Source organism: Streptomyces syringium, from assembly GCF_017876625.1.
In the GTDB taxonomy this organism is placed as follows: Bacteria; Actinomycetota; Actinomycetes; order Streptomycetales; family Streptomycetaceae; genus Streptomyces; species Streptomyces syringius.
The window spans coordinates 5882016-5907401 of record NZ_JAGIOH010000001.1 but is presented as its reverse complement, the minus strand read 5'-3'; the positions used below and the strand labels follow the sequence as shown (position 1 = coordinate 5907401).

Sequence of the window (25386 nt, the reverse complement as noted above, 5' to 3'; positions counted from 1 at the left end):
GTCAGCTGAAGTCGAGCTCGCCCGTGCGGGTGCGCTTCAGTTCGAAGAAGTCGGGGTACGAGGCCAGCGCGCGGGCGCCGTCGAAGATGCGGGCCGCCGTTTCGCCCCGGGGTATCGACGTGAGGACCGGGCCGAAGAAGGCGACGCCGTCGATGTGCAGGGTCGGGGTGCCGACCTCCTCGCCGACGGGGTCCATGCCCTCGTGGTGGCTCTTGCGCAGCGCGTCGTCGTACTCGGTGGTGTGCGCGGCCCCGGCCAGCTCGACGGGCAGGCCCACCTCGGCGAGCGCCGCCTTGATCAGGTCGTCGTCGAGGTCGTTGCCCTGGTTGTGGGTACGGGTGCCGAGGGCGGTGTAGAGGTCGCGGAGCACGGGCTCGCCGTGCCGCTGGGCGGCCGCCGTGCAGACGCGGACCGGGCCCCAGGCCGTGTCGAGCATCTCGCGATAGCGCTCGGGGAGGTCTTCGCGGCCCTCGTTGAGTACGGACAGGCTCATGACGCGGAAGCGGAGGTCGATGTCACGCAGTCGCTCGACCTCGAGGATCCAGCGCGAGGTGATCCAGGCGAAGGGGCAGACGGGGTCGAAGTAGAAGTCGACCTTGGGAATCGCGCTATCCGGCAGAGAAGGGGCGTGAGTTGAAACAGAAGTCATGGCCGGAGCCTAACGCCGAGTGGCCGGCCGTCGCGCCCCCGTGGGGGAGGGGCGCGACGGCCGGCCGGTGGAATCGATTGATCCGCCGCTCGTCGGCTACGTGGTGACTACTCCACGACCTTGAGCAGCTTGTTCGGCGTGCCCTCGCTCGGGTTGGAGACCTTGTCCGGGGTGGCACCCTTGGTCAGCGCACCGGCGACCTGCTCGGGCGTCGCGTCCTTGTGACCGCCGAGGTAGACCGCGGCCGCGCCCGCGACATGCGGAGTGGCCATGGACGTACCGGAGATGGTCTTGGTGCCCGAGTCGCTGTCGTTCCACGCGGACGTGATGTCCGAGCCGGGGGCATAGAGGTCGACCACGCTCCCGTAGTTGGAGAAGTCGGACTGCTGGTCGTCCTTGGTGGTGGAGGCGACGGTGATCGCCTCCGGGACCCGGGACGGAGAGCCCTTGCCCGCGTCGGAGGACTCGTTGCCCGCGGCGACGGCGAACGTGACGCCGGCGGCGACGGCCCGCTTGACGGCCGCGTCGAGGGCCTCGTCGGCGCCGCCGCCGAGGCTCATGTTGGCGACGGACGGGCCCTTGTGGTTCTTCACGACCCAGTCGATGCCCGCGACGACCTGCTCGGTGCTGCCGGAGCCGTTCGCGTCGAGCACCCGGACGGCCACAATCTTGGCCTTCTTGGCGACGCCGTGCGCGGTACCGGCGATGGTGCCCGCGACGTGCGTGCCGTGGCCGTTGCCGTCGTCCGCGTTGTCGTCGTTGTCGATGGCGTCGAAGCCGGACGAGGCGCGCCCGCCGAAGTCCTTGTGGCTGATGCGCACGCCGGTGTCGATGACGTACGCGGTGACGCCCTCGCCCGCCCCGTCGGGGTAGGTGTACTTGCCGTCACCCTTGGCGTCCGCCTGGTCGATGCGGTCCAGGCCCCAGGAGGGTGGGGCCTCCTGGGTGCCGGTGGCGGTGAAGCGGTGGTTCTGCACGACCTTGGCGACGGACGGGTCGGCGGCGAGCCGCTTCGCCTCCGTCTCGTCCAGGCCGCTGGCGGAGAAGCCGCGCAGCGCCGAGTCGTACGTGCGGTTCAGCTTGCCGCCGTACCGCTTGGCGAGGTCCTTGCCTTCTGCCGTGACGGCCTTGGCGCCGACGGATTCGGCGCTCTTTCCGTCCTTCAGCATGACGATGTAGCTGCCGTCGATCGCGCCCTTGGCATTCGCGCCGTAGACGGTTCCTTCGGCGGGAGCGGCACCGGCGGGCAGAGCCAGCAGGGTGGCTCCGGCGGTGACGGCGGTCATGGCGGATATCGCCAGTACGAGCCGCCGCTTGCCGACGCGCTTATGGGTTGCCATACGAGGGTTCCTCCTCGTGAGGATGTGGGGGGGAAATTGAGCGTTCATCAAACGTCACCCGGAGCGTGGAAGGGATTGCTCCGGGTGACTCGAAACCCTGTCGGATTTACCGTGCTCATTTCAAGATCCACACGAAGGTGTGACATACGCAACGCTCTTGCGTAATTTCAAACCCCGCTGAACGGCGCCAAATTGGACAGTCGATTGACAATCACTGTCAGGTTTTACGTTTGGGACACATTCCAACTGGCGCTCAAAAGAAGGGACTTCGGAGCGGCGCGGTGCTCACTTGCGCAGTTCCGCCTCGATGAGGTCGGCCGCATAGGGCGTCCCGCCTTCCGCCGCCAGCTCGTCCCGCAGTTCCGCCGAACGGGCCGCGACGGCCGGGTCGTTCACGAGTTCCAGGACCGCCGCGCGCAGCGTCGCCGCGTCCGCCTGCTCCATCGCTACGTGCTTGCCGACGCCCAGTTCCTCGATCAGTGCCGCGTTGCCGAACTGGTCGACCGCCTGCGGCACGGCGACCATCGGCACCCCGCAGGCCAGGCCCTCCTGTGAGCCGCCCATGCCGGCGTGCGTGATGAAGGCGTCGGCCTTCTTGAGCACCGCCAACTGCGGGATCCACGATCGCACCTCGAAGTTGGCCGGGATCGCGCCCAGTTCGGCCACGTCGACCTGCTTGCCGATCTGGAGCAGCACGTGCCAGCCCGACAGGCCACCGAAGGCCTCGATGCACGCACGGTAGAAGTCGGGCTGCTTGGTGAAGGTGGAGCCGAGCGAGACGAGCAGGACCTTCTCCGCGTCGGCGGGGCGCTCCCAGTCGCCCTGGTCGGACCGTTCGCCCTGGCAGGGGCCGGTGAAGGTGTAGACGGACTCGTCGACCCGGTCGGCCTGGGGCTGCATGGCGCGCGGGATGAGGGCAAGACAGCGGTCCGGGCGGCCCATGAAGGTGTCGGGGTCGATGTCCATGCCGTTCTCGGCGATCCAGGCGGCGAACCTCTCGTAGAAGGCGATGCCGCGCGGGGTCCGCTTGACCGGGTCCATGACCTCCGCACCGACCTCGTGCTCGTACCCCTCCCAGGCGACGAGGCACGGCGAGAGCTGGACGACCGGCACCTGCCAGCGGTGCCCGAGGATCCGCGCGGGGTAGGCGGTGATGTCGTACAGGACCAGATCCGGCTCGTCACCCTCGTACGCCGCGATGAGCTGCGGCAACGCCTGGACGGCATCGGCGAGGAAGGGCTCCATGTGGTCCATCACCTCGGTGCCCCAGGCGTCGGGGTCACCGTCGGCCGGGAGGGTCGAGGTGTAGATCTTCGGCTCGGCACCGGTGGCGGCGAGGCGCTCCGCGAAGGACTCGGGGATGGCATAGGTGACGCGATGGCCCCGGGCGACGAGTTCACGGATGACGTCCAGGCTGGGGTTCACATGCCCGTGGGCCGCGATGCTGAACATGGCGATATGGGCAGGGGTACGGGCAGGGCGGGGAGTGGTCATGCCCGGAGACTAGGCGAGACGATACGTATCGTGCAAATGATTAAACGTCACCTCCTCCCTCCCTGGACCCGCCCGGCTGCCCACCCGGCTACCCACCCGGTGGCACCTGGCTCCCGGCCGGAGGGGACAATCTCCGTGATCGGCCGGGCGGCGCCGACACGGCAGGGACGGAAGGTACGAGTGGTGGATCCCATGGCCTCGACGCATCCGGCGAACGTGCCCTTCACGGAACAACGCGCGCGCGAGCTCCTCCCGGCGGCTGTTCCGGCGGCCGACGCGAAGCTCCTCGCGCTCGGGGAGAACGCGGTCTTCGCCGCCGGGGACCTCGTCGCCAAGGTGGGCCGCGACGCCTCGCTGGTGGACCGGGCCCGTCATGAACTGCGCGTCGCCGCCTGGCTCGCGGAGTGCGGCATCCCGGCGGTCCGGGCGGCCGCGCCCGAGGTGCTGTCGGCCGACGGGCACCCGGTGACGCTCTGGCACCGGCTCCCCGCCGCGCCGCGCCCGGCCGACCCCGCCGACCTCGCCGAACTGCTGCGAATGATCCACGCACTGCCCGAACCCGGCTTCGCGCTGCCGCGGCGTGAACTGCTCGGGGGCGTCGAGCGCTGGCTCCGGCTGGCCGGGGACGCGATCGACCCGGCCGACGCCGCGTATCTGCGGGAGCGCCGGGACGGTTTCGCGGCGGCGGCCGCCGCGCTGACACCGCAGCTGCCGCCGGGTCCGATCCACGGCGACGCCTCGCCGCGCAACGTCCACATCGGACCGGACGGACCGGTCCTGGTGGACCTGGAGACGTTCGCCGGGGACCTGCGGGAGCACGACCTGGTGGTGATGGCGCTCAGCCGGGACCGGTACGGGATGGACCCCGACGCCTACGACACCTTCGTCCGGACCTACGGCTGGGACGTCCGGGAGTGGGCGGGCTGCGCGGTGCTGCGCGGGGCGCGGGAGACCGCGAGCTGCGCGTGGGTGGCCCAGCACGCGCCCGGCAACCCGGCGGCGCGCGCCGAGTTCGGCCGGCGGGTAGCGTCCTTGCGGGACGGTGACCCGGCGGTGCGGTGGTACCCCTTCTGACCGGAGCCGGCCGGGGCCGGCCGGCCGGGCCCAGCGGGGCCCCGCCGTACCCGCGCCGGTGCCTTGGGCCGGTACAGGGGCGGGTACAGGACGGTTCCGCCCGCCCCGATCCTCGGATCCCCGCCCCGCACGGACACCGGCGTGAACGAGCCTTCCGGATTTTCGCGGAAGGCCCGTTCACACCCCCGGACGGCACTCCAACGAATAATCCGACGTGGCCGTATTCTGGCCATCGCTCGTGAATGCGTGAACCGCCAGAGACATCAGGCCATATCCCCCGATGCCCTTTCCCATGCCGTCCTCGGGAAAGGAAAGGCCGGGCCCCGCCGGTCGGCTCGATTGCCGCGGATCGCGCCGATACCCGGCTGATAGGGCGCGAGACCGTCACGCCCGCCTGAACTCGTGTAATCGAAGGCGAAAACGTGACCCGGCGCCGACTTCAGGTCATATCCACCAATGCCCCCTACAGTGTCGGCCCGAGGGGCGCTTCCACCGAAAGCGCGAGAAGGCGGGCCGCAGGCCGTCAGCGCAGCGGCCAGCGCGGGTCGACGACCGCCTCCGGGTCTCCCTGCCGGCGCAGCCACTTCTGATAGCCCGCCGCCCACTCGCCGTACCACCCCGCCTGCTCGCGGTGGAGTGCCCAGAGCTCCGCCTCCGCCACCCGCGGATACCGCTCGGCGACCGCGCAGGCGACCCGCACCGCCGCGAGCGCGTCCGCCCCGGCCTCGTGCGCGCTGTCCAGCACCACGCCGTACTCGCCGCAGACCGCCTCGAGATTGCGCTTGCCCTTGCGGTAGCGATCGACGGCCCGGTCGATGGTGAGCGGGTCGACGACCGGGCCCACTCCCCCGTCACCGTCGTCGCCCAGCCGCTCGCCGAGCGAGGGCAGGCCGTACCGCCGCAGCTCCGCCGCCAGCATGCTGAGGTCGAAGCAGGCGTTGTACGCGACGACGGGCACGCCCACCGACCAGTGGCCGACCAGCGCGTCCGCTATCTCGTCGACCACCTCGCGGGCGGGTCTGCCCAGCGCCGCCGCGCGCTCGCTCGTGATGCCGTGTATGGCCGCGGCCTCGGCCGGGATGGGAACTCCCGGATCCGCCAGCCACTCCCGGCGGCCCGTCGGCTCGCCGCCCTTGGCCTCGACGACGGCCGCCGTGACGATCCGCGACTCCCCCGGGTCGGTGCCCGTGGTCTCCAGGTCGAACCCGATCAACAGCTCCCGGTGCCACCCCATCGCGGCCCCCCTTCGTGGTGCTTCCCCCGACTGGTCCCCAGCGTCGCACGCACCACTGACAATCGGCCCGGGCGCGATCCGGTAGCGGCGGATCCGCATCGGGGCGCGGGCCGGGGGAGATCACCGTGAGCAGGTCACGAGGTCCACGAGGTCACCGGCGTCAGGACACCGGGCGCGAGTCCGCCCACACGCCCTCGAACTCCTCGCGGTAGGTCTCGAAGAGCCCGTGCTCCTGCTCCCGCCCGTCGCGCACCACGTTCCGGCCGCCACCGCGCAGCACCAGCACCGGTGCCTCCATGCCGCGCGCCTTGCGCAGATAGGACTGCACCACCGCGAGGCCGTCCGAGCCGTCGCCGTTGACGAGATAGGCCGTGAAGCGCGGCGTCTCGTCGAAGACCCGGATCTCGAAGGCGGCGGTGTCGCGCAGCCGGTCGCGCACCCGCCGCATGTGCATGATGTTCATCTCTACGGACCGGCTCATCTCGCCCTTTTTGATGCCCAGTTCGCGCTCGCGCCGGCGGACCGCGCTGCTCGCCGGGTTGAGGAAGAGCAGCCGGGCCCGGCAGCCGGCCTCGGCCAGCCGGATGAGGCGGCGCCCCGAGTAGTTCTGGACGAGCAGGTTCAGCCCTATGCCCACCGCGTCGAGGCGGCGGGCGCTGCCGAAGAGATCCTCCACGGGCAGCTGCCGCTGCAGCCGCACCCGGTCGGGGTGGACGCCGATGACGTCGGCGTAGCGGTCCCCCACCAGGTCTTCCACCGCGTCGATGGGCAGCCGGTCGGCGGACGGGGCCCCGCCGCTGCCGAGGATGTTCAGCAGCCGCGCGGAGGCCCGCTCGGCCTGTGCGAGCACCGTCTCGGACAGGGCCCGGTTGCGGGAGACGACATTGCGCGCCACCTCCAGCTCGTCCAGTGCGAGTTCGAGGTCGCGCCGGTCGTCGAGGTACGGCTCGAAGCACGGCCAGTGCTGTACGAGCAGCTCCCGCAGCTGCGGCAGGGTGAGGAAGCTGAGGACGTTGTCGTCGGCCGGGTCCAGCAGGTAGCCCTTGCGGCGGCTCACCTCCCGGACCGCCGCGGCCCGCTGCACCCACTCCTGTCCGGCGGGTCCGGCGGCGGCGACGACCCACTCGTCCTCGCCGTGCACGGGTTCGTAGACAGGCCGCAGTACGGCGGCCACGACGGCGCGCAGCCGCTGCTCCACCAGATTCAGCCAGATGTAGGCCCGCCCCGCCCGACGTGCGCGGGTGCGCACCTCGCTCCAGGCGTCGGCGTTCCAGTCCAGCTCCGCCCCGATCTCCATCGGGCGGGCCAGGGAAACCGCGCCGGGTGGCGCGTCGGTCGAACCGTCTCCCCCGGGAACGCCGTCGCCAGGGGGCAGCTCCAGTCCGCCCGAGCTCACCAGTGCACCGCCTTCCGCCCCCGTCCAACGATCAAGGCAGACTACTGTGCGGGCGGGAGGCGGTGCACCCGCTCGCAGCCAGTCGTCGGTCAACTGTCCCATCGCATGAGGCGGTTGTTTCCGGCCGTGGTGGCCGAAGTGAGCGGATTCATAGCGTGACCCCCGGTCGTCACCCGGTTGGACGAGCCGAACGGGGCGCAAGAAGGAGGTGCCGGTCTCCTTTTGGGGAAGATCTGCGGAAAGGCCCGCTCGGCCGCGTCGGTTGGGAAAGGATTCCGGGTCGGCCTCGTACAGGAGTCCTCATGGCGCCCCGTGGCGCCCGGGGACTCGTCTCGGAAGACCTCGCAAGGCCCTACGAAGAACCCCCGGAAGTACCCCCCGGAAGACCCCGGAAGGCCCCCGGAAGAAGTGGAAGAGTCGACTCATGCAGGTGTGGCCGGGACAGGCGTACCCCCTCGGTGCCACGTACGACGGCGCCGGCACCAACTTCGCGGTCTTCTCGGAGGCCGCCGAGCGGATCGAGTTGTGCCTGCTGCACGACGACGGTTCGGAGACGGCGGTGGAGCTGCGCGAGAGTGACGCGTTCGTCCGGCACGCCTATCTGCCGGGCATCATGCCGGGGCAGCGGTACGGCTTCCGCGCGCACGGCCCGTACGAGCCCGAGCGCGGGCACCGCTGCAATTCCGCCAAGCTCCTGCTGGACCCGTACGCCCGCGCGGTGAGCGGCGCCGTCGACTGGGGGGAGGCGGTGTACGGCTACCGCTTCGGGCGGCCCGAGAAGCGCAATGACATGGACTCGGCGCCGCACATGATGACCTCGGTGGTCGTCAACCCGTACTTCGACTGGGGCGACGACCGGCCGCCGCGCACCGACTATCACCGTACGGTCATCTATGAGGCCCATGTGAAGGGCCTGACGATGCGCCACCCGGCGCTGCCGGAGGAGGTGCGCGGGACCTACGCGGCGCTGGCGCACCCGGCGGTCATCGAGCATCTGACGGAGCTGGGGGTGACCGCCATCGAGCTGATGCCGGTCCATCAGTTCGTGAACGACCACCGGCTGGTGGACGCGGGGCTGGCCAACTACTGGGGCTACAACACCATCGGTTTCTTCGCCCCGCACAACGCCTACGCCTCGTGGGGGGACCGGGGCCAGCAGGTGCTGGAGTTCAAGTCGGCGGTGCGGGCCCTGCACGCCGCGGGCATCGAGGTCATCCTCGACGTGGTCTACAACCACACCGCCGAGGGCAACCACCTCGGCCCCACCCTCTCCTTCCGCGGCCTGGACAACGCCTCGTACTACCGGCTGACGGACGACCCCCGCTACTACATGGACACCACGGGCACCGGCAATTCGCTGCTCATGCGCAGCCCGCACGTGCTCCAGCTCATCATGGACTCGCTGCGCTACTGGGTGACCGAGATGCGGGTGGACGGTTTCCGCTTCGATCTGGCGGCGACGCTGGCCCGGCAGTTCCATGAGGTGGACCGGCTGTCGTCGTTCTTCGACCTGGTGCAGCAGGATCCGGTGGTCAGCCGGGTGAAGCTGATCGCCGAGCCGTGGGACGTCGGGGAGGGCGGCTATCAGGTCGGTAATTTCCCTCCGCTGTGGGCCGAGTGGAACGGAAAGTTCCGCGATACCTCGCGGGATATGTGGCGCGGTGAGCCCGCCACGCTGGCGGAGTTCGGCTCCCGGCTGACCGGCTCCTCCGACCTGTACCAGGGGGACGGCAGGCGGCCGCTGGCCTCCGTCAATTTCGTCACCTGTCACGACGGCTTCACCCTGCACGACCTGGTCTCCTACAACCACAAGCACAACGAGGCCAACGGCGAGGACAACCGGGACGGCGAGAGCCACAACCGGTCGTGGAACTGCGGGGCCGAGGGCGAGAGCGACGACCCGGGGGTGCTGGCGCTGCGCGAGCGCCAGATGCGCAATTTCATCGCCACCCTGATGGTGTCGCAGGGGGTGCCGATGCTGAGCCACGGTGACGAGTTCGCGCGCACCCAGGAGGGCAACAACAACGCCTACTGCCAGGACTCCGAGCTGTCGTGGGTGCGCTGGCCGCACCCGTCGGACGAGACCTCCGCCCGGGCCCGGCGGATGCTGGCCTTCACGCGCGCGATGATCTGGCTCCGCCGCGACCACCCGGTCTTCCGGCGCCGCCGCTTCTTCCACGGCCGTCCGGTGCAGGGCACGCACGACGAGCTGTCGGACATCGCCTGGTTCACCCACGAGGGTGAGGAGATGCGGGACGGCGACTGGCAGGCCGCCCATGCGAAGTCGCTGACGGTCTTCCTCAACGGGGGCGCGATCTCCGAGCCGGGGCCGCGCGGCGAGCCGGTCGTCGACGACTCCTTCCTGCTGATGTTCAACGCCCACGGGGAGCCGCTGGACTTCGTCGTGCCCGTGGACCACGGCAAGCAGTGGCAGGTCGTGGTCGACACCGCCCGCGACCAGGGTGTCGAGCCCAACGGGCCCAAGGTCCAGGCCGGTGACCACCTGACGCTCACGGACCGCAGCCTGACCATCCTGCAACGTCCGGCGTAGTCCGCCTGCGACCGACGGCCCGGCCCACCACCGCACGCGGCCTAGTCCCTTGCGGCATCACCGCCCGTTGCGGGTACGTACGTTCCCATGACGCCCGACAGCACCGTGCCGCCCCCGACCGCCACGTACCGGCTCCAGCTCCAGCCGGACTTCCCCTTCGCGGCGGCCCGAAGGGCCGTGCCCTACCTCGCCTCGCTCGGTATCTCGCATCTGCACCTGTCGCCGGTGCTGGAGGCGGTGCCGGGCTCCGAGCACGGCTACGACGTGGTCGACCACGCGGCGGTCCGGGCGGAGCTGGGCGGTGAGGAGGGGCTGCGCGCGCTGGCCCGTACCGCCCGGGAGCACGGGCTCGGACTGGTCCTCGACATCGTGCCGAACCACATGGCGGTGCCGGTGCCCGCGCGGCTGAACGGGCCGCTGTGGGAGGTCCTGCGGGACGGCCCCGCGTCGCCGTACGCGCGCTGGTTCGACATCGACTGGGCCGAGCACGGCGGGAAGGTGCTGCTGCCGGTGCTGGGCGGCCGGCTGGGCGACGAGCTGCCCCACCTGCGCGTGGTGGACGGGGAGCTGCGCTGGCACGACCACGCCTTCCCGCTGCGGCCGGGCACCGAGCGGCTGCCGCTGCCGGAGCTGCTGGACGCCCAGTGGTACCGGCCGGCCTGGTGGCGGCTGGCCCGCACCGAGGTGAACTACCGCCGCTTCTTCACCATTTCCACGCTGATCGCCGTCCGCGTGGAGGACCCCGAGGTCTTCGCCGCCACCCACGCCACGGTGCTCCGGCTGCTGCGCGAGGGGGTGGTCGAGGGCCTGCGGATCGACCACCCGGACGGGCTCGCGGACCCGGCCGGCTATCTCCGGCGGCTGGGGAAGGCGACGGGTGGCTGCTGGACGGTCGTCGAGAAGATCCTCAGCGGCGACGAACGGCTGCCCGGCGACTGGCCCGTGGCCGGGACGACCGGCTACGACGCCCTGCGCCACATCGACGGCCTCTTCGTGGACCCGGAGGGCGCCACCGCGCTGACAGCCGCGTACCGCGCGTTCACCGGCGGGCCGCCCGACCGGGGCGGCGACTGGCCGGCGACGGTGCGGCGCGCGGCCTACAAGGTCGTCACCCATGAACTGGCCGCGGAGGTCGAGCGGCTGGTCCGCACCCTCGACCGGGCCCGTGACACCTCGCCCCTGCTGCGCGACCACGCCCCGTGGGCCCTGCGCACCGCCCTGCGCGAGATCCTCGTCCGGCTGCCCGTCTACCGCCCGTACGCGGTGCCCGGGGAGCCGGTGGCCCCGGTGGACGCCGCACTGCTGGACGAGGCGGCCCAGGGCGCCCGTACGGCCTTCTCCGTGGCCGAGGAGGCCGCGGCGGTGGAGGTCGTGCGGGACGCGGCGCTCGGCCGGCTCGGGGACGGGCCGGACCACCGGGACTTCTGCGCGCGGTTCGCGCAGACCGCGTCCGCGCTGCACGCCAAGTCGGTGGAGGACACGGCCTTCTACCGCTACGCGCCCCTGCTGTCCGCCAACGAGGTCGGCGGCACCCCGCAGCGGCCCGCGGTCCCGCCGGGCGAGTTCCACGCCTACTGCGCCCGGCTGCGGCGCGACTGGCCGGCCACCGGGACGGTGCTGTCCACCCACGACACCAAGCGCAGTGCGGACGCGCGGGCGAGGATCGCGGCGCTGACGCAGTACCCGCGGCGGTGGGCCGATCTGATGGACCGGCTGGCGGCCCTGGCGGCGGCGCCCGACCCGCACGTGGCGTGGGTGGCCTGGCAGAGCGCACTGGGGATCTGCGCGGCGGACGGCTCGGGCGCCGTCGAGGCGGGGCGCCTCGTCCCCGCGGTCCTCAAGAGCGTGCGCGAGGCCGCGCTGCGCACGACGTGGACCGAGCCGGACGCGGCCTACGAGCGGGCGGTGGAGGCGTTCGTCGCGACCGGCCCGTGCGGGCCGCCCGGCGCCGCGCTCGCGCCCCTGGTCCGCGAGATGGGCCCGGTGGTGCGGGCCAACGTCCTCGGTGCCGCGGCGCTGCACCTCACCATGCCGGGCGTGCCGGATCTCTACATGGGCACCGAGCACGACCGCACCGCGCTCGTCGACCCGGACAACCGCCGGGTGCCGCGGTTCCCCGACGGGCCGCTCGCCGATGCGGCCCCGGTGGACGGCGGGCTCTCGGCGGAGAAGCTGTGGCTCACCCGGACCGCGCTGCTGCTGCGTCGCGCCCACCCCGCCTGGTTCGCCGCCGAGGCCTCGTACGAGCCGCTGACCGCGCTCGGCCCGGCCGCCGGGCACTGCGTGGCCTTCACCCGTTCGGGCGAGGTCGTCACCGCCGTGACCCGGCTGTCCCGCCGGCTCGCGGACGCCGGCGGCTGGCGGGACACGACGCTGGCCCTGCCCGGCGGCGGCCGGTGGCGCGAGCTGCTGACCGACCGCGGGTACGAGGGCGGGGCGGCGCTGTCGGAGCTGCTGGACCGCTACCCCGTGGCGCTGCTGGTGCGGGCCTGAGCGGTGTCCGGGAAGGCCAGCTCCTGGCCGATGCGCACGAAGGTGGCGGCGATGCCGGTGAGTTCCACCCGGGAGTAGGCGGTCTGTTCCCGGTGCCAGGGCGGGTCGACGGCGAGGACCGCCGCGCCGGTGACGTCCCGGGCGAGGTGCGGGGGCGCGGCGACGAGGCCCACGCCGGCCACCGCCATCCGGACGGCGGTGGAGGAGTGCTCGGTCCACATGCCCGTACGGGGGGCGAAGCCGCTCCGCTCGCAGACCCAGTCCAGCCAGCGCTGCCCCTGCACCACCGGTTCGAGGGCGCAGCGCACCCATACCCGGTCGGCCAGTTCCGTCAGCCGCACCGGCTGCGCGCGGGCCGCGAGCGGGTCGTCGGCGGAGGTGACCAGCATGATCTCCTCCTGGCCGAGCGGGACGACGGGGCCGTGCCAGTCGTCCGGCCGGGGGCCGACGGCCACGTCGGCGACGCCGCGCTCCATGTGATCGCGCAGCTCCTCCGTGGTGGCGTACTCGTGGAGGTTCAGCAGGACCTGGGGGTACTCGCGCCGCCAGCGGGCGAAGACGGACGGCAGCACGCCGACGGCGAGCGCGTGCAGCGTCGCGATGTGCAGCTCGCCGCCCGCCGCCCCGGCCGCGGCCTTCGCGGCGCGGCGCGCCTGTTGGGCGCTGCGCACCGCCAGTTCGGCGTGCGGCAGGAAGGCGCGGCCCATGGGCGTGAGCCCGATGCCGCGCGGGCGCCGCTCCAGCAGCGGGCCGCCGACCTCCCGCTCCAGCGCCTTGATCTGGTGCGAGAGCGCGGACTGGGTGACGTTGAGCGCCTCGGCGGCCCGGGTGAAGGACTCCTCCGCCACCACCGCGACCAGGTACTCCATCTGTCGCAGACTCAACCGGCTCCCCCTATGAACAGCTGTCATCGAATCCATCGAAACATTGCGTTGGACTCATGATCGCTCGCGGCGCAGGGTGAAGACATGCAGGAAACAGATGTGTTTGTCATCGGTGGCGGCACCGGCGGGTACAGCACCGCGCTGCGCGCCGCCGCCCTGGGGCTCGATGTCGTCCTCGCGGAACGCGATCTGGTGGGCGGCACCTGTCTGCACCGCGGCTGCGTGCCGAGCAAGGCGATGCTGCACGCCGCGGAGCTGGTGGACGGGATCGCCGAGGCGCGGGAGCGGTGGGGGGTGAAGGTGACGCTCGACTCCGTCGACTGGTCCGCGCTGACCGCCACCCGCGACGACATCGTCGCGCGCAACCACAAGGGCGTGGAGGGGCACCTGTCCCACGCGCGGGTGCGCGTGGTGCGCGGTTCCGCCTCGCTGACGGGCCCGCGCGGCGTCCGGGTCGACTCGGGTGCCGAGGCGGGGTCCCGGTGGACCGTGCGGCGCGGCATCGTGCTCGCCACGGGTTCACGGCCGCGCACGCTGCCCGGGCTGGAGCCGGACGGCGAGCGGGTCGTCACCAGTGACGACGCGTTGTTCGCCCCGGGGCTGCCCACCTCGGTGCTGGTGCTGGGCGGCGGCGCGATCGGCGTCGAGTACGCCTCCCTGCACCGGTCGATGGGCGCCGAGGTGACGCTGGTGGAGGCGGCCGGCCGGCTGCTGCCGCTGGAGGACGCCGACGTGAGCCGGCATCTGACCCGGGGCCTGAAGAAGCGCGGCATCGACGTCCAGGTGGGCGCGCGGCTGGAGGACGCGCGGCCCTACGAGGGCGGGGTGCGGGCCACCGTCCGTACCGCGCGCGGGGAGTTCCGGGTCGTGGAGGCCGAGCGGCTGCTGGTGGCCGTGGGCCGGGTGCCGGTCACCGACGGGCTGGGGCTGGCGGCCGCCGGGCTGGCCACGGACGCGCGGGGGTTCGTCGCGCCGGCCGACTGGGCGCGCCTGGAGACCTCCGTGCCGGGCATCCATGTGGTCGGCGATCTGCTGCCGCCGCCGTCACTGGGGCTGGCGCACGCGTCCTTCGCCGAGGGGCTGGTGGTCGCGGAGACCCTCGCGGGCGGGGCGCCGCGGCCGGTCGACTACGCGGCCGTGCCGCGGGTCACCTACTCCAGCCCCCAGACGGCGTCCGTGGGCCTGTCCGAGGCCGGGGCACGGGAGCGGGGCCATGAGGTGAAGGTCAACTCGATGCCGTTGACGGCGGTCGCCAAGGGCATGGTGCACGGGCAGGGCGGGGTGGTGAAGGTCGTCACGGAGGCAGGGGCGACGGGCGGGAGCGGGGGCCGGGTGCTGGGCGTGCACCTCGTGGGCCCGCATGTCTCGGAGATGATCGCGGAGAGCCAGCTGATCGTCGGCTGGGACGCCGAGGCCGCCGATGTGGCCCAGCACGTCCACCCGCATCCGACGCTCTCGGAGGCGGTCGGCGAGGTGTTCCTGTCCCTGGCCGGCCGGGGGCTGCACCAGCAGTAAGTACTGTGCACGGGAAAAGCGTTGGACGCCGGGGTGGACGTCTCCTAGCGTTCCGGAGCCGTCCACCGGAAGAAGGACCTTCATGACCGAGCTGGTCATCCGCGCGCTCACCGAGAACGACACCGCTCTCTTCACGTCCCTGCCCGACCCCGGCCTCGTCGGCCGGGCCGCCTTCGGCCACCGTTACGCGCCCCTCCACGAGGGCGGCGAGTACCGCCCCGACTGGACCTGGGTCGCGCTGCGCGACGACAAGGTCGTGGCACGCGCCGCCTGGTGGGGCGGGCCCGGCGACGAGGCGCCGAAGGCCCTCGACTGGTTCGACTTCGCCGAGGGCGAGGACGAGGCCGCGGTCCGGCTGCTGCGCACGGCGCCGCTGCGCACCGAGTACTGCCTGCTGGCCCCGCCCGGATGGCGGGACCGGCCGGAGACGCGGACGGCCGGCGAGGCCCGGATCGCCGCGGCCGAGGCGGCGGGTCTGCGCCATCTCGTCGACCGCTTCCGCTACGAGTGGACGACCGCGTGCGGGCTGCCGGAGCGGCCCGGGCGGCTCACGTTCCGGGCGGAGCCCGACGACGCGGTGATACGGGATGTGGTGCGCCGGACGCATCAGGGGACCCTCGACGCCCATGACCGGCGGAACCTCGCCGAGCTCGGGCCGGACGGGGCCGTCGACGAGTTCATGGGGTTCCTCGACTGGCTGCCCTCGCCGCGCGCCTGGTGGAAGCTCGCCTACACCCCCGACGGCGAGCCGGTCGGCCTCCAGGTGCCCGCGCACAACCCGGCCGGGCCGTGCGTGGGGTACATCGGGGTCGTGCCCGGGCAGCGCGGCCACGGCTACGCGTACGACCTGCTCGTGGAGTGCACCCACGACCTGGTCGCCGAGGGTGCGACGTGGATCGCGGCGGCGACCGACCAGGGCAACCACCCGATGGCGGCCACCTTCGCGAAGGCGGGGTACCCGGTCACCCAGGAACGCGTCGACCTCGTGCCCCCGCAGAGCGGCTGACCACCCCTCAGCTGACTGACCGCCATCTGGTGTCCGCCCGGGCCGCATTCGGACGGCCGGGGCCGGGCACCATGAACAGCACCGTCGTCGAGCGTCGTCGAGAGGAGCCGGCTGTGCTGTTCGAGGTGTGGGCGCCGAACGCCGGACGGGTGGTGCTGCGCGCGGCGGACCGCGAGCACCCCATGGAGCGCCATCCGGCCCGCGCGGGCTGGTGGCGGTGCGCGGTCCCCGCTGCCGCTGGGGACCGCTACGGTTTCGCCCTGGACGGCGGGCCCGTGCTGCCCGACCCGCGCTCCCGCCGCCAGCCGGACGGCCCCGACGGGCTCAGCGCGGTCGTCGATCCGGCCGCCTCCGGCCGGCGGCAGCCGTGGCCGGGCCGCCCGCTGCCCGGCGCGGTCCTCTACGAGCTGCACATCGGCACCTTCACCCCCGAGGGCACCTTCGACGCGGCCGCCGAGCGGCTGCCCCACCTGGCCGACTTGGGCATCACCCATGTGGAACTCATGCCCGTGTGCCCGTTCCCGGGCACGCACGGCTGGGGGTACGAGGGGGTCTCCCTCTGGGCCGTCCACGAGCCCTACGGCGGCCCGGCGGGCCTGCGGCGCTTCGTGGACACGGCGCACGCGCGGGGCCTCGGCGTCGTGCTCGACGTCGTGCACAACCACCTGGGCCCGTCCGGCAACCATTTGCCCGCCTTCGGCCCGTACTTCACCGACACCCACCACACGCCGTGGGGCGCGGCCGTCAACCTCGACGCCCCCGGCTCCGCCGAGGTCCGGGCGTTCCTGATCGGCAGCGCCCTGGCCTGGCTGCGTGATTACGGGCTCGACGGGCTGCGGCTGGACGCGGTGCACGCGCTGATCGACACCGGGCCGAAGCACTTCCTCGCCGAGCTGTCGGCCGCGGTCGACGCCCTGGCCGGGCGGTTGGGGCGGCCGCTCTTCCTCATCGCCGAGTCCGACCTCAACGACCCGGCCACGACCACCGCGCGCGAAGCGGGCGGCATGGGCATCCACGCCCAGTGGAACGACGACTTCCACCATGCGCTGCACACGGCCCTGACAGGCGAGTCCCAGGGGTACTACGCGGACTTCGCCGCCGACCCGGCACACGCCCTCACCAAGACGCTGCGCGGTGGCTTCTTCCACGACGGCACGTACTCCGCCTTCCGCTCCCGCCCCCACGGCCGCCCCCTCGATCCGCGCGCCACACCCGCGTACCGGCTCCTCGGCTACGCCCAGACGCACGACCAGGTGGGCAACCGGGCCCTGGGCGACCGGCTTTCGGCCCGGCTGTCCCCCGGGCTGCTGGCCTGCGCGGCCGCGCTCGTACTGTGCGCGCCCTTCACCCCGATGCTGTTCATGGGCGAGGAGTGGGGGGCCCGCACGCCCTGGCAGTTCTTCACCGACCACACGGATCCGGCGCTGGCCGAGGCCGTGCGCACCGGAAGGCGGCGGGAGTTCGCCGCGCACGGCTGGGCGGCGAAGGACATCCCCGACCCCCAGGACCCCGCCACCCGGGACCGCTCCTGCCTCGACTGGAGCGAGCCGGACCGCGCGCCGCACACGGCGCTGCTCGACTGGTACCGGCATCTGATCGCCCTGCGCCGGACCGAGCCGGCCCTCGGCGATCCCCGGTGGGAGTACGACGCGCTCTTCGCCGGGGACCGCACGGTCCACTTCCGGCGCGGCCCCCTGCACCTGGCGGTCAATCTCTCCGACCGGCCCGTCGCGCTGGAGCTGGGCCCCGACGCGGCGGGTGCCGAGGCCGTCCTGGCGTGGCGTCCCGTCGGGCCGCCGGACGCGGACGGCGTGCTGCGGCTGCCGCCCGAGACGGCCGTCGTGCTGCGCCTCGGGCCCGCTGTTGCGGAGCCCGACCAGCGGGCAGACGCTGGAAGTGGCGCGACCGCGCCTTCGTGAGCGCTGCCGGAACGCCATGCGCGGGTGCGCCGCCGAAGGAGTGAAGGACCATGCGCACGCTATTGGAGGCCCGGCTGGACACCCGCGCGGGAAACGAGGCGATCAAGAACGGAAAGCTGCCGGAGGTGCTGCAGGAGGTCATGGAGAAGGTCCACCCCGAGGCCGCCTACTTCGCCCCGATGGACGGCGGGCGCTCCTGCTTGATGGTCTTCGACATGGAGGACTCCTCACAGATGCCCCCGATCCTCGAAAGGTTCTTCACGGAGCTGGAGGCGGAGATCCACATCCAGCCGGTGATGAACTACGAGGATCTCCAGAAGGGCCTGAGCGCCATCGGCAGGAGCTGACCCCGAGGCCCCTTCTCAGCGCCCCTCGTCAGCCCTCGGCCGGCTCCAGCCGCAGCGAGATCGAGTTGATGCAGTACCGCTGGTCGGTCGGGGTGGGGTAGCCCTCGCCCTCGAAGACGTGGCCGAGGTGCGAGCCGCAGCGCGAGCACCGCACCTCGGTGCGGGTCATGCCGTGCGAGCGGTCCTCGATCAGCTCGACGGCGGCGGAGTCCTTCGGGTCGTAGAAGCTCGGCCAGCCGCAGTGGCTCTCGAACTTCTCCGTGGAGCGGAACAGCTCCGCGCCACAGGCCCGGCAGGAGTAGACCCCCGCCGTCTTGGTGTCGGTGTACTCACCGCGGAAGGCGGGCTCGGTGCCGGCCTGGCGGAGCACCTGGTACTCCTCAGGGGTCAGCTCCGCGCGCCACTGCTCGTCCGGCTTCTCGACCTCGTACGACATCTCGCGCCTTTCGGTGAGGACGGGTCTTTCGCGACGTGCTCTCGCGTCTTCGGGTCAGCTCTCCAGGCGGGCCAGGATCTTCGGACCGAGGTCCGTCACATCGCCGGCGCCCATGGTCAGAACGAGATCACCGGGCTGGGCCATTCCCGCGATCACCTCGGCGACGGCCGCCATGTCGTGCTCGGCGCGCACGTCCGCGCCCGCGGCCCGCCCGGCGTCGATGATCACGGCGCTGGTGACGCCGGGGATCGGCTCCTCGCGCGCCGGGTAGATGTCGAGGACCACGGAGGCGTCCGCGAGGGCCAGCGCCTGGCCCATCTCGGTGCCCAGCTCCTGGGTGCGGCTGAAGAGGTGCGGCTGGAAGACCACGAGCAGGCGCGCGTCGGCGGCGGCGCCGCGGATGGCCTCGAGGTCCGCCGTCATCTCGGTCGGGTGGTGCGCGTAGGAGTCGATGACCTGCACGCCCTTCGCCTCGCCCTTGAGCTGGAGGCGGCGCTTGACGCCGGTGTACTTGCCGAGCGCGGAGGCCAGATTGTGCAGCGGCAGGCCCAGCGCGACGCCCGCGGCGAGGGCCGCGACGGCGTTGTGCGCGTAGTGGCGGCCGGGGACGGAGACGGCGAAGGTGAGCACCTTGCCCTTGATGACGACGGTGACCTCGCTGGTCAGGCCGCGCGGGTTGACCTTGAGGACCCGCACGTCCGCGTCCTCGGCCTCGCCGTAGGTGACGACCTCGATGTCCTCGCGGGCCGTGTTCCGGGCGAGGCGCTCGGTGAGCTCGCGGGCGCCCGCCTGGTCGGCGGAGATGACGAGGGTGCCGCCGGGGCGGAGCCGGCCGACGAAGGTCTCGAACGACTCATAGATCTCGTCCATCGACGCGTAGTTCGCGTGGTGGTCCAGCTCCACGTTGAGGATGATGGCGACCTCGGGCGCGTACTTGTGGAAGCTGCGGTCGCTTTCATCCGCCTCGGCGACGAAGATCTCGCCGGCGCCGTGCCGGGCGTTGGAGCCCGGGGCGTCGAGGTCGCCGCCGATGGCGTACGAGGGGTCGAGGCCGAGGGCGTCGAGGGAGACCGCGAGCATCGAGGTCGTGGTCGTCTTGCCGTGCGTACCGGCGACGGCGATCGGGCGCAGGCCCTCCATGAGCCCGGCGAGGGCGTCCGAGCGGTGCACGACGGGGATGCCGCGCTCGGCGGCGGCCGCCAGCTCGGGGTTGTCGGCGCGAATGGCGCTGGAGACGACGACGCAGGTGGCGTCCTCGGCCAGGTGCCCGGCGGCGTGCCCGATGTGCACGGTGGCTCCCAGGGCGCGCAGCGCCTCGGCGGTGGCGGAGTCCTTCGCGTCGCTGCCCGCGACACGGGCGCCGCGCTGCGTGAGGATCTTCGCGATGCCCGACATGCCGGCGCCGCCGATGCCGATGAAGTGCGGTCGGTCCATCGTCGTGGGGACGGCCGGTGCCATGTGCGGTGCTCCCTGAGGGTCGGTTCCGGGTGTAGCTACGCCCGATTGTTGCACCCGGTACCGACAGCCCCGCCCACGGCCACCCCCGCCGGCCGGACCCGCGGCGATCACGGCGGGGCCGGTGCGTGCTCAGGGTGGGGGCGTCGACGGGGAGCACCCGGACGGCGCCGCTGCTGCGCTCACCCGCCGCTCACCCACCGGGGTGACGCGCGCACCGCGCGGCGACGGCCCCGGTCCGCGCGACCGGGTGCCGTCCGTGCGGGAGTGCTGACGGGACCGGGCCCGCGCCCGGCCCGCGCCCGGCCCGTCAGCCCGTGCCCTCGTCCCGGCTCTCGTCCTTGGTCTCCGTCTCGTCCTCGTCGTTGTGGGCGTAGAGCTTGAGGACGGGGACACCCACCTTGTGGCGGGCGCGCGAGGCCCAGTCCCGGTGGAAGAACTCCTCGACCAGGTGCGGGGCGGTCAGCACGATCACCTCGTCGGCGTGCGTCTGCTCCACGACGGAGCGCAGCAGGTCCAGCGGGTGGCCGTCGACGATCTGGCCCACGGCCTCGCTGCCCGCGTCGCGGAGCAGCCGGAGCGAGTGTTCGAGGGCGAGGGCGGCGGGCCGCACGGCCTGCTCGCCCTCGGGCTCGTCGGCCTCGTGGACGGCCTGTTCCAGCTCGCCGAGCGCCACGTCGTCGATGGCCCGCAGCAGCCGGTCCTCGGCGCCTCTGGGCTGCATCAGGACGACGAAGGACATCGCGTCGTCGTGGAGGGTGGTGACGAAGTCGACGTCGGTGACGGACAGCGGTTGCTCGATCATCAATACGCTCGTGAACACGGTGGGAGCCCTTCTGCTACGTGGGCCACCGGGCCCAACAGAAACCATCCTGCGCGTGCCCTCCATGGGCCCGCCTGTTGTGATCTCGTGCCCCTCGAGGACGCGTCTGACTCAATTCTGCCCACCCGAAGCTAACCGGAGCAGCAAATTCCGCCGATTGTCAGACTCTTCGGTAGCTATTGAACAGAAAACCGCCCTCCTCGATGACGGAGGCGAGAGCGAATCGTTCCGGCACGGCGAGCGGCGGCCCGTTCATGATGCGCGGCGCGGTACCGGAGGCCACCAGGGGAGCCAGCGACAGGCACATCTCGTCCAGCACCCGCGCCCCCGCGAACTGGCCCAGCAGCCGTGGCCCGCCCTCCGTGAGCAGCCGCGTCAGCCCCCGCCCGGCCAGCACCGCCGGCACCCGCGCGGGGTCCACCCGGTGCCCCTGGCCGGCCGTGACGACCTCCGCGCCGGCCTCGCGGGCCGCGGCGACCCGCTCCACCGGGGCGTCCTCGCCGGTCAGCACGATCGTCGGCACCAGGGGCGAGGTGAACAGCGGGAGCGAGAAGTCCAGGTCGAGCCCGGCGCTGACGATCGCGATCACCGGCGCCACGGGCTGGCCGAGCGCCGCCCGCCGCGCCGCGAACGCCTCCCGGGCGCGCGCGGGGCGGTAGCCCTCCTGCCGTACGGTCTCGGCCCCGACCACGATCGCGTCGGCGAGGCCGCGCAGGGTGCCGAAGATCCGCATGTCGGCCTCGGAGGACAGCGGCTGCGAGCGCCCCTCGTGGTGGGCGGCGCCGTCGAGCGAGGAGACCATGTTGGCCCGCAGCCAGGGGCGCCCGGCGCCGTCCGCCGTCTCGGGGTAGGCGTAGGCGTCCGCCAGTTCGTCCAGCCCCCATTCGCGGTCTTCGAGGTCGGAGGGGGCCGGCGGGGAGGGGAACAGGCGTCGCATAGGCGGCAGTGTGGCATGACCGGGACGGCTCGTACCGCCGCCTCGAGCGAGGGTGTCGCACGCAGCGACTACCCTGGACGGTTGTGTCGTCCTCCACCGCTTCCCCCGCCTCCCCCGGCCCCGCCGGCCCCGCCTCCGACGGGCCGCTCGCGCTGACCTCACGCGCACCGCAGGTGCCCGCCGACCGCCTGGTCGCCGAGATGGTGCCGCCGCCGCGTTTCGACTCGGTGCGGTTCGACAACTACATCCCCGACGCGAACCAGCCCAGCCAGGCCGAGGCCGTGCGGGTGCTCGCCGGCTTCGCGGCCGGGCTCGGGGGCGGCGCGAGCGCGAGCGGCGCGGGGCGCAAGCGCTGGTTCCGGCGCGAGGCGAAGCCCTCCGTGCCCGCCGGCCCGCGCGGTGTCTACCTCGACGGCGGCTACGGCGTCGGCAAGACGCACCTGCTGGCCTCCCTCTGGCACGCCACCCCGGCCGCCCCGGAGCACAAGGCCTTCGGCACCTTCGTGGAGCTGACCAACCTCGTCGGCGCGCTGGGCTTCCAGCAGACCGTGCGGACGCTCAGCGGCCACCGGCTGCTGTGCATCGACGAATTCGAGCTGGACGACCCGGGCGACACCGTGCTCGTCTCGACCCTGTTGGGCAAGCTGGTCGACGCGGGCGTGGCGCTGGCCGCGACGTCCAACACGCTGCCGGGCAAGCTCGGCGAGGGCCGCTTCGCGTCCGCCGACTTCCTGCGCGAGATCCAGGGCCTGTCCGCGCACTTCCGCCCCCTGCGCATCGACGGCGAGGACTACCGCCACCGCGGCCTGCCCGAGGCCCCCGCCCCGTTCGACGACGAGACCGTCAAGCGGGTGGCGCACGCGACGGACGGCGCCTCGCTGGATGACTTCCCCGCCCTGCTCGACCACCTGTCCAAGGTGCACCCGAGCCGCTACGGCGCCATGTGCGACTCCCTGTCGGCCGTGTGCCTGACCGGCGTGGAGCCGATCCCCGACCAGTCGACCGCGCTGCGGCTCGTGGTGCTCGCCGACCGGCTCTACGACCGCGAGATCCCGGTGCTGGCGTCGGGACGGCCGTTCGACGAGCTGTTCAGCGCGGAGATGCTGAACGGCGGGTACAAGAAGAAGTACTTCCGGGCGATCTCCCGGCTCACGGCCCTCGCCCGCGACGCGAAGTCGCTGGTCAAGGAGTAGCGGTCGGCCTGGGGCGGCACCGGGGTCACACACCTTCGGATGATGTGTCCGATACGGTTCCCCGGTGTCCCCCATGACCCATTCCCCGCGCGCCCGGCGGGCCCTCGCCCCGGCCGCCGCCGCCCTGCTGTGCGGCACGCTGGCGGCCTGCGGCGCGGACGACTCCGGCGCCGCCGGTCCCGGCAAGCCCTCCGCCGCGTCGGCCCCTGCCGTGCAGCCCACCGCACCCACCGCACCTGCGACGCCCGCCGCCGGGTCGCCCGCGCCGACCCTCCCGCCCGGGCCCGGCGGGGCCGCCCCCGTCTTCTCCCACGGCAAGCGCGACGGCGGCAAGCGGGTCGCCCTCACCTTCGACGCCGACATGACGGCGGACCAGGACGAACGGGCGGCGCGCGGCGAGCGGTTCGACAATCCCCGGCTCATCGCGACCCTGCGGCGGCTGAAGGTGCCCGCCACGGTCTTCATGACCGGCAAGTGGGCGGAGCAGTACCCGGACCAGGCTCGGTCCATCGGCGGTGACCCGCTCTTCGAGGTCGCCAACCACTCGTACGCGCACCACGCGTTCTCCACCCCCTGCTACAAGCTGCCGACCGTCCCGCTCAAGGGCGCCCGCGCCGATGTCGAGCGCGCCTTCGACGCCTTCCGCCGCGCCGGGGTCAAGAACACGGTCCCGTACTTCCGCTTCCCCGGCGGCTGTCACGACGACGCCGTGCTGCGTGCCATCGGCCCGACGAAGGCGACGGCCGTGCAGTGGGACGTGGTCAGCGGCGACGCCTTCGCCAAGCGGGCCGCCCCGGTGGCCGAGGCGGTGCTGTCGCAGGTGAAGCCCGGCTCAGTGGTCGTGATGCACTGCACGCGCAGCGCGGCACCGGTCACGGAGGAGGCGATCCGGCGGATCGTGCCGGAGCTGCGTGCCAGGGGCTATGAGTTCGTACGGGTCTCCGACCTGATCGCCGGTCGCTGACCGCCCCCGGCGGGCCGGCCGGCCGGGGTGTCCGGCACCTGTGCGTACGGCCCCTCACGGCCCGCCGCCCGGCTGCCGCGCACTGAGCGCGCAGGCCGCGGCCAGGGCCACCGCCGCGAGCGCGGCGGCCAGGGCGAGCGGCACCAGCGGCACCGTCACGGTCGCCGTCCGGGAGCCGCTGACCAGCCCGTTCACGGCGGCCCTCGCGGGCGAGCCCCCGGCGAAGAGCACCACGAACGCCCCGAGCAGCGTCGTCGGCACCGCCCACGCGGTGCTGCGCAGCACCGGCCGGTTGCCCAGCGCCCCGACGGCCGCCCCGAGCAGCACACACGTCACGGCGGCCACCAGCCCCGCCCCCGCCGCGGACCAGACCGGCAGTTCCTCGTGGCGGGTGCCGCGCGGGTCGCTGACCGCCATGACGACCGCGGTGCCCACCACGGCGAGGCCCGTCGCGGTGAGCAGCGCGGTGAGCAGCGCCGCGAGATGGACGCGGGCCGGGCCGGCCGCGGCGGCGGCGCAGTCCCGGGCGGCGCCCGGCTCGTTCGTCACGCACACCCGCACCAGCCACGCGGTCACCGGCAGCAGCACGGCCGCCGCGAAGCCGAGCGAGTCCAGGACCGGCTGGCCGGTCTGCACCCCGATGGCCATGACGGCCAGATAGAGCAGCAGCGGGGGCAGCCACCGGTGCGAGCGGGCCAGCAGGGCGGCCTGGTAGCGGAGCAGGGCGGTCATCGGCCGGGCTCTCCTTCGACGGGGGCGGGCCGCGCCGGCGTCACGGCGCGGATGTGCCATGCGGGGCGGGCCGCCAGGAGGGCCCGGAGCAGGTCGTCGGAGTGCGCGGCGGCGACGGACAGGCGGTGGACGGCGGGGGCACCGGGTGCCGCGGGGGTCGCGGGGCCGAGGCTCCCGTGCTCGGGATCGCCGGGCAGGCCGTCGGGCAGCCGGGCACCGGGCGGCCCTTCGGCCTCGATGCTCACCCGAGGACCGGCGGGGCGGGCCGGGTGCCGCTCCGGGACGCCCGCGGCGTCCGCCGTGGCCGCAGTGTTCGCCGGAGCCACTGCGACCAGCCGTCCCGCCTCCACGCGGAAGACCGCGTCGGGCACGCCCGCCAGGCGGCCCGGGTCGTGGTCGACGTAGACGACCGTGCCGCCGGCCGCCACGCGGTTGGTCACGGCGCGGTCGAGGACGGCCCGGGAGGCCTGGTCGAGGCCGGTCCAGGCCTCGTCGAGGACGAGCAGAGGGGGGTCGGCGAGCAGGCCCTGGGCGACGGCGACCTTCTGGCTGCTGCCCTTGGAGAGTTCGGACAGGCGGGTCCGGGCGTGCTCGGCGGCGTCGAAGCGCTCCAGCCACCGGTGGGCGGCGCTCGTGGCGGCGGACCGGCTCAGTCCGTGGACGCGGCCGAGCATCGTCAGATAGCCGAGGGCGGTGAAGGGGAGCGCGGCGGGAAAGCGCTCGGGGACGAACGCGGTACGCGGCCGTCCGGTGATCCGGCCGGTGGTGGGGGCGTCGATGCCGGCGAGCAGCCGCAGCAGCGTGGACTTGCCGCTGCCGTTGGTGCCTTCGACGCGGAGGAGCGACCCCGGCCGCACCTCGAGGTCGACGCCCCGCAGTACCCACGGGCCGCCGATACCGTAGCGACGCCCGACCCCCGTCAGTCTCATGGGCCACACAGTAAC

General features: G+C 73.1%; 21 protein-coding genes. 9 read left to right on the top strand and 12 right to left on the bottom strand.

Features of this window, described 5'->3' with window-relative positions:
- Position 1: 1 nt before the first annotated feature.
- From JO379_RS26295 to mgt, 3 genes are all read right to left on the bottom strand, one after another.
- Complete coding sequence (locus tag JO379_RS26295; RefSeq protein ID WP_130881671.1) at positions 2–649, bottom strand: mycothiol-dependent nitroreductase Rv2466c family protein; 648 nt, start codon at positions 647–649, stop codon at positions 2–4.
- Between the two features lie 107 nt (positions 650–756).
- The gene (locus tag JO379_RS26290) at positions 757–1989 is read right to left on the bottom strand and encodes a S8 family peptidase (RefSeq protein WP_130881672.1); all 1233 of its coding nucleotides are present in this window, start codon (positions 1987–1989) and stop codon (positions 757–759) included.
- Between the two features lie 285 nt (positions 1990–2274).
- Positions 2275–3483, bottom strand: a complete 1209-nt coding sequence (gene mgt / locus JO379_RS26285; protein ID WP_245381561.1) for a macrolide-inactivating glycosyltransferase — start codon at positions 3481–3483, stop codon at positions 2275–2277.
- 192 nt (positions 3484–3675) lie between these two features.
- Here mgt and JO379_RS26280 point away from each other — a divergent pair, with 192 nt between their 5' ends.
- The gene (locus tag JO379_RS26280; RefSeq protein ID WP_209517230.1) at positions 3676–4557 is read left to right on the top strand and encodes a phosphotransferase enzyme family protein; all 882 of its coding nucleotides are present in this window, start codon (positions 3676–3678) and stop codon (positions 4555–4557) included.
- Positions 4558–5080: 523 nt separating this feature from the next.
- Here JO379_RS26280 and JO379_RS26275 read toward each other — a convergent pair.
- Together JO379_RS26275 and JO379_RS26270 are read right to left on the bottom strand one after the other, a co-directional pair.
- Positions 5081–5791: an exonuclease domain-containing protein gene (locus JO379_RS26275; RefSeq protein WP_130881675.1), complete on the bottom strand. Its 711-nt coding sequence runs from the start codon at positions 5789–5791 to the stop codon at positions 5081–5083.
- Between the two features lie 160 nt (positions 5792–5951).
- Entirely contained in the window at positions 5952–7187 is a 1236-nt protein-coding gene (locus JO379_RS26270; RefSeq protein WP_130881676.1) for a DUF5919 domain-containing protein, read from the bottom strand.
- Between the two features lie 424 nt (positions 7188–7611).
- Here JO379_RS26270 and glgX point away from each other — a divergent pair, with 424 nt between their 5' ends.
- Entirely contained in the window at positions 7612–9738 is a 2127-nt protein-coding gene (gene glgX / locus JO379_RS26265; RefSeq protein ID WP_209517227.1) for a glycogen debranching protein GlgX, read from the top strand.
- Between the two features lie 87 nt (positions 9739–9825).
- The gene (treY, locus tag JO379_RS26260) at positions 9826–12231 is read left to right on the top strand and encodes a malto-oligosyltrehalose synthase (protein ID WP_209517224.1); all 2406 of its coding nucleotides are present in this window, start codon (positions 9826–9828) and stop codon (positions 12229–12231) included.
- Here treY and JO379_RS26255 read toward each other — a convergent pair.
- Positions 12201–13115, bottom strand: coding sequence for a LysR family transcriptional regulator (locus JO379_RS26255; RefSeq protein WP_372449110.1), 915 nt, complete (start codon positions 13113–13115; stop codon positions 12201–12203). The genes treY and JO379_RS26255 overlap by 31 nt on opposite strands.
- Before the next feature lie 84 nt (positions 13116–13199).
- On the opposite strand from JO379_RS26255, the gene lpdA reads away from it, so the two are divergent.
- From lpdA to JO379_RS26235, 4 genes are all read left to right on the top strand, one after another.
- On the top strand, positions 13200–14630 hold the full coding sequence (gene lpdA, locus JO379_RS26250) for a dihydrolipoyl dehydrogenase (RefSeq protein WP_209517223.1): 1431 nt from the start codon (positions 13200–13202) through the stop codon (positions 14628–14630).
- Positions 14631–14712: 82 nt separating this feature from the next.
- Positions 14713–15636 (top strand): GNAT family N-acetyltransferase, encoded by a 924-nt coding sequence (locus tag JO379_RS26245; protein ID WP_209517221.1) that lies wholly within the window; start codon positions 14713–14715, stop codon positions 15634–15636.
- Positions 15637–15749: 113 nt separating this feature from the next.
- Positions 15750–17555 (top strand): malto-oligosyltrehalose trehalohydrolase, encoded by a 1806-nt coding sequence (gene treZ, locus JO379_RS26240; RefSeq protein WP_209518877.1) that lies wholly within the window; start codon positions 15750–15752, stop codon positions 17553–17555.
- Positions 17556–17605: 50 nt separating this feature from the next.
- A complete protein-coding gene (locus tag JO379_RS26235) occupies positions 17606–17902 on the top strand; it encodes a hypothetical protein (RefSeq protein ID WP_209517219.1) in 297 nt (98 codons plus the stop codon).
- Positions 17903–17930: 28 nt separating this feature from the next.
- Here JO379_RS26235 and msrB read toward each other — a convergent pair whose 3' ends face one another.
- From msrB to JO379_RS26215, 4 genes are all read right to left on the bottom strand, one after another.
- On the bottom strand, positions 17931–18338 hold the full coding sequence (gene msrB, locus JO379_RS26230) for a peptide-methionine (R)-S-oxide reductase MsrB (RefSeq protein ID WP_209517217.1): 408 nt from the start codon (positions 18336–18338) through the stop codon (positions 17931–17933).
- A 54-nt stretch (positions 18339–18392) separates the two neighbouring features.
- The gene (murC, locus tag JO379_RS26225) at positions 18393–19796 is read right to left on the bottom strand and encodes a UDP-N-acetylmuramate--L-alanine ligase (protein ID WP_209517215.1); all 1404 of its coding nucleotides are present in this window, start codon (positions 19794–19796) and stop codon (positions 18393–18395) included.
- Between the two features lie 307 nt (positions 19797–20103).
- Positions 20104–20616, bottom strand: a complete 513-nt coding sequence (locus JO379_RS26220; RefSeq protein WP_130881684.1) for an indole-3-glycerol phosphate synthase — start codon at positions 20614–20616, stop codon at positions 20104–20106.
- Positions 20617–20776: 160 nt separating this feature from the next.
- Positions 20777–21553: a pyrimidine reductase family protein gene (locus tag JO379_RS26215; protein ID WP_209517213.1), complete on the bottom strand. Its 777-nt coding sequence runs from the start codon at positions 21551–21553 to the stop codon at positions 20777–20779.
- An 83-nt stretch (positions 21554–21636) separates the two neighbouring features.
- Here JO379_RS26215 and zapE point away from each other — a divergent pair, with 83 nt between their 5' ends.
- A complete protein-coding gene (gene zapE / locus JO379_RS26210; RefSeq protein WP_209517211.1) occupies positions 21637–22746 on the top strand; it encodes a cell division protein ZapE in 1110 nt (369 codons plus the stop codon).
- Between the two features lie 73 nt (positions 22747–22819).
- On the top strand, positions 22820–23710 hold the full coding sequence (locus JO379_RS26205) for a polysaccharide deacetylase family protein (protein ID WP_130881978.1): 891 nt from the start codon (positions 22820–22822) through the stop codon (positions 23708–23710).
- A gap of 54 nt (positions 23711–23764) precedes the next feature.
- On the opposite strand, the gene JO379_RS33450 is transcribed toward JO379_RS26205, so the two are convergent.
- Together JO379_RS33450 and JO379_RS33445 are read right to left on the bottom strand one after the other, a co-directional pair.
- Positions 23765–24442 carry an ABC transporter gene (locus JO379_RS33450; RefSeq protein ID WP_245381558.1) on the bottom strand — a complete coding sequence of 226 codons (678 nt, stop codon included), beginning with the start codon at positions 24440–24442 and terminating at the stop codon, positions 23765–23767.
- The gene (locus JO379_RS33445; RefSeq protein ID WP_245381557.1) at positions 24439–25371 is read right to left on the bottom strand and encodes an ATP-binding cassette domain-containing protein; all 933 of its coding nucleotides are present in this window, start codon (positions 25369–25371) and stop codon (positions 24439–24441) included. The genes JO379_RS33450 and JO379_RS33445 overlap by 4 nt, the downstream gene beginning before the upstream one ends.
- Positions 25372–25386: the final 15 nt, after the last annotated feature.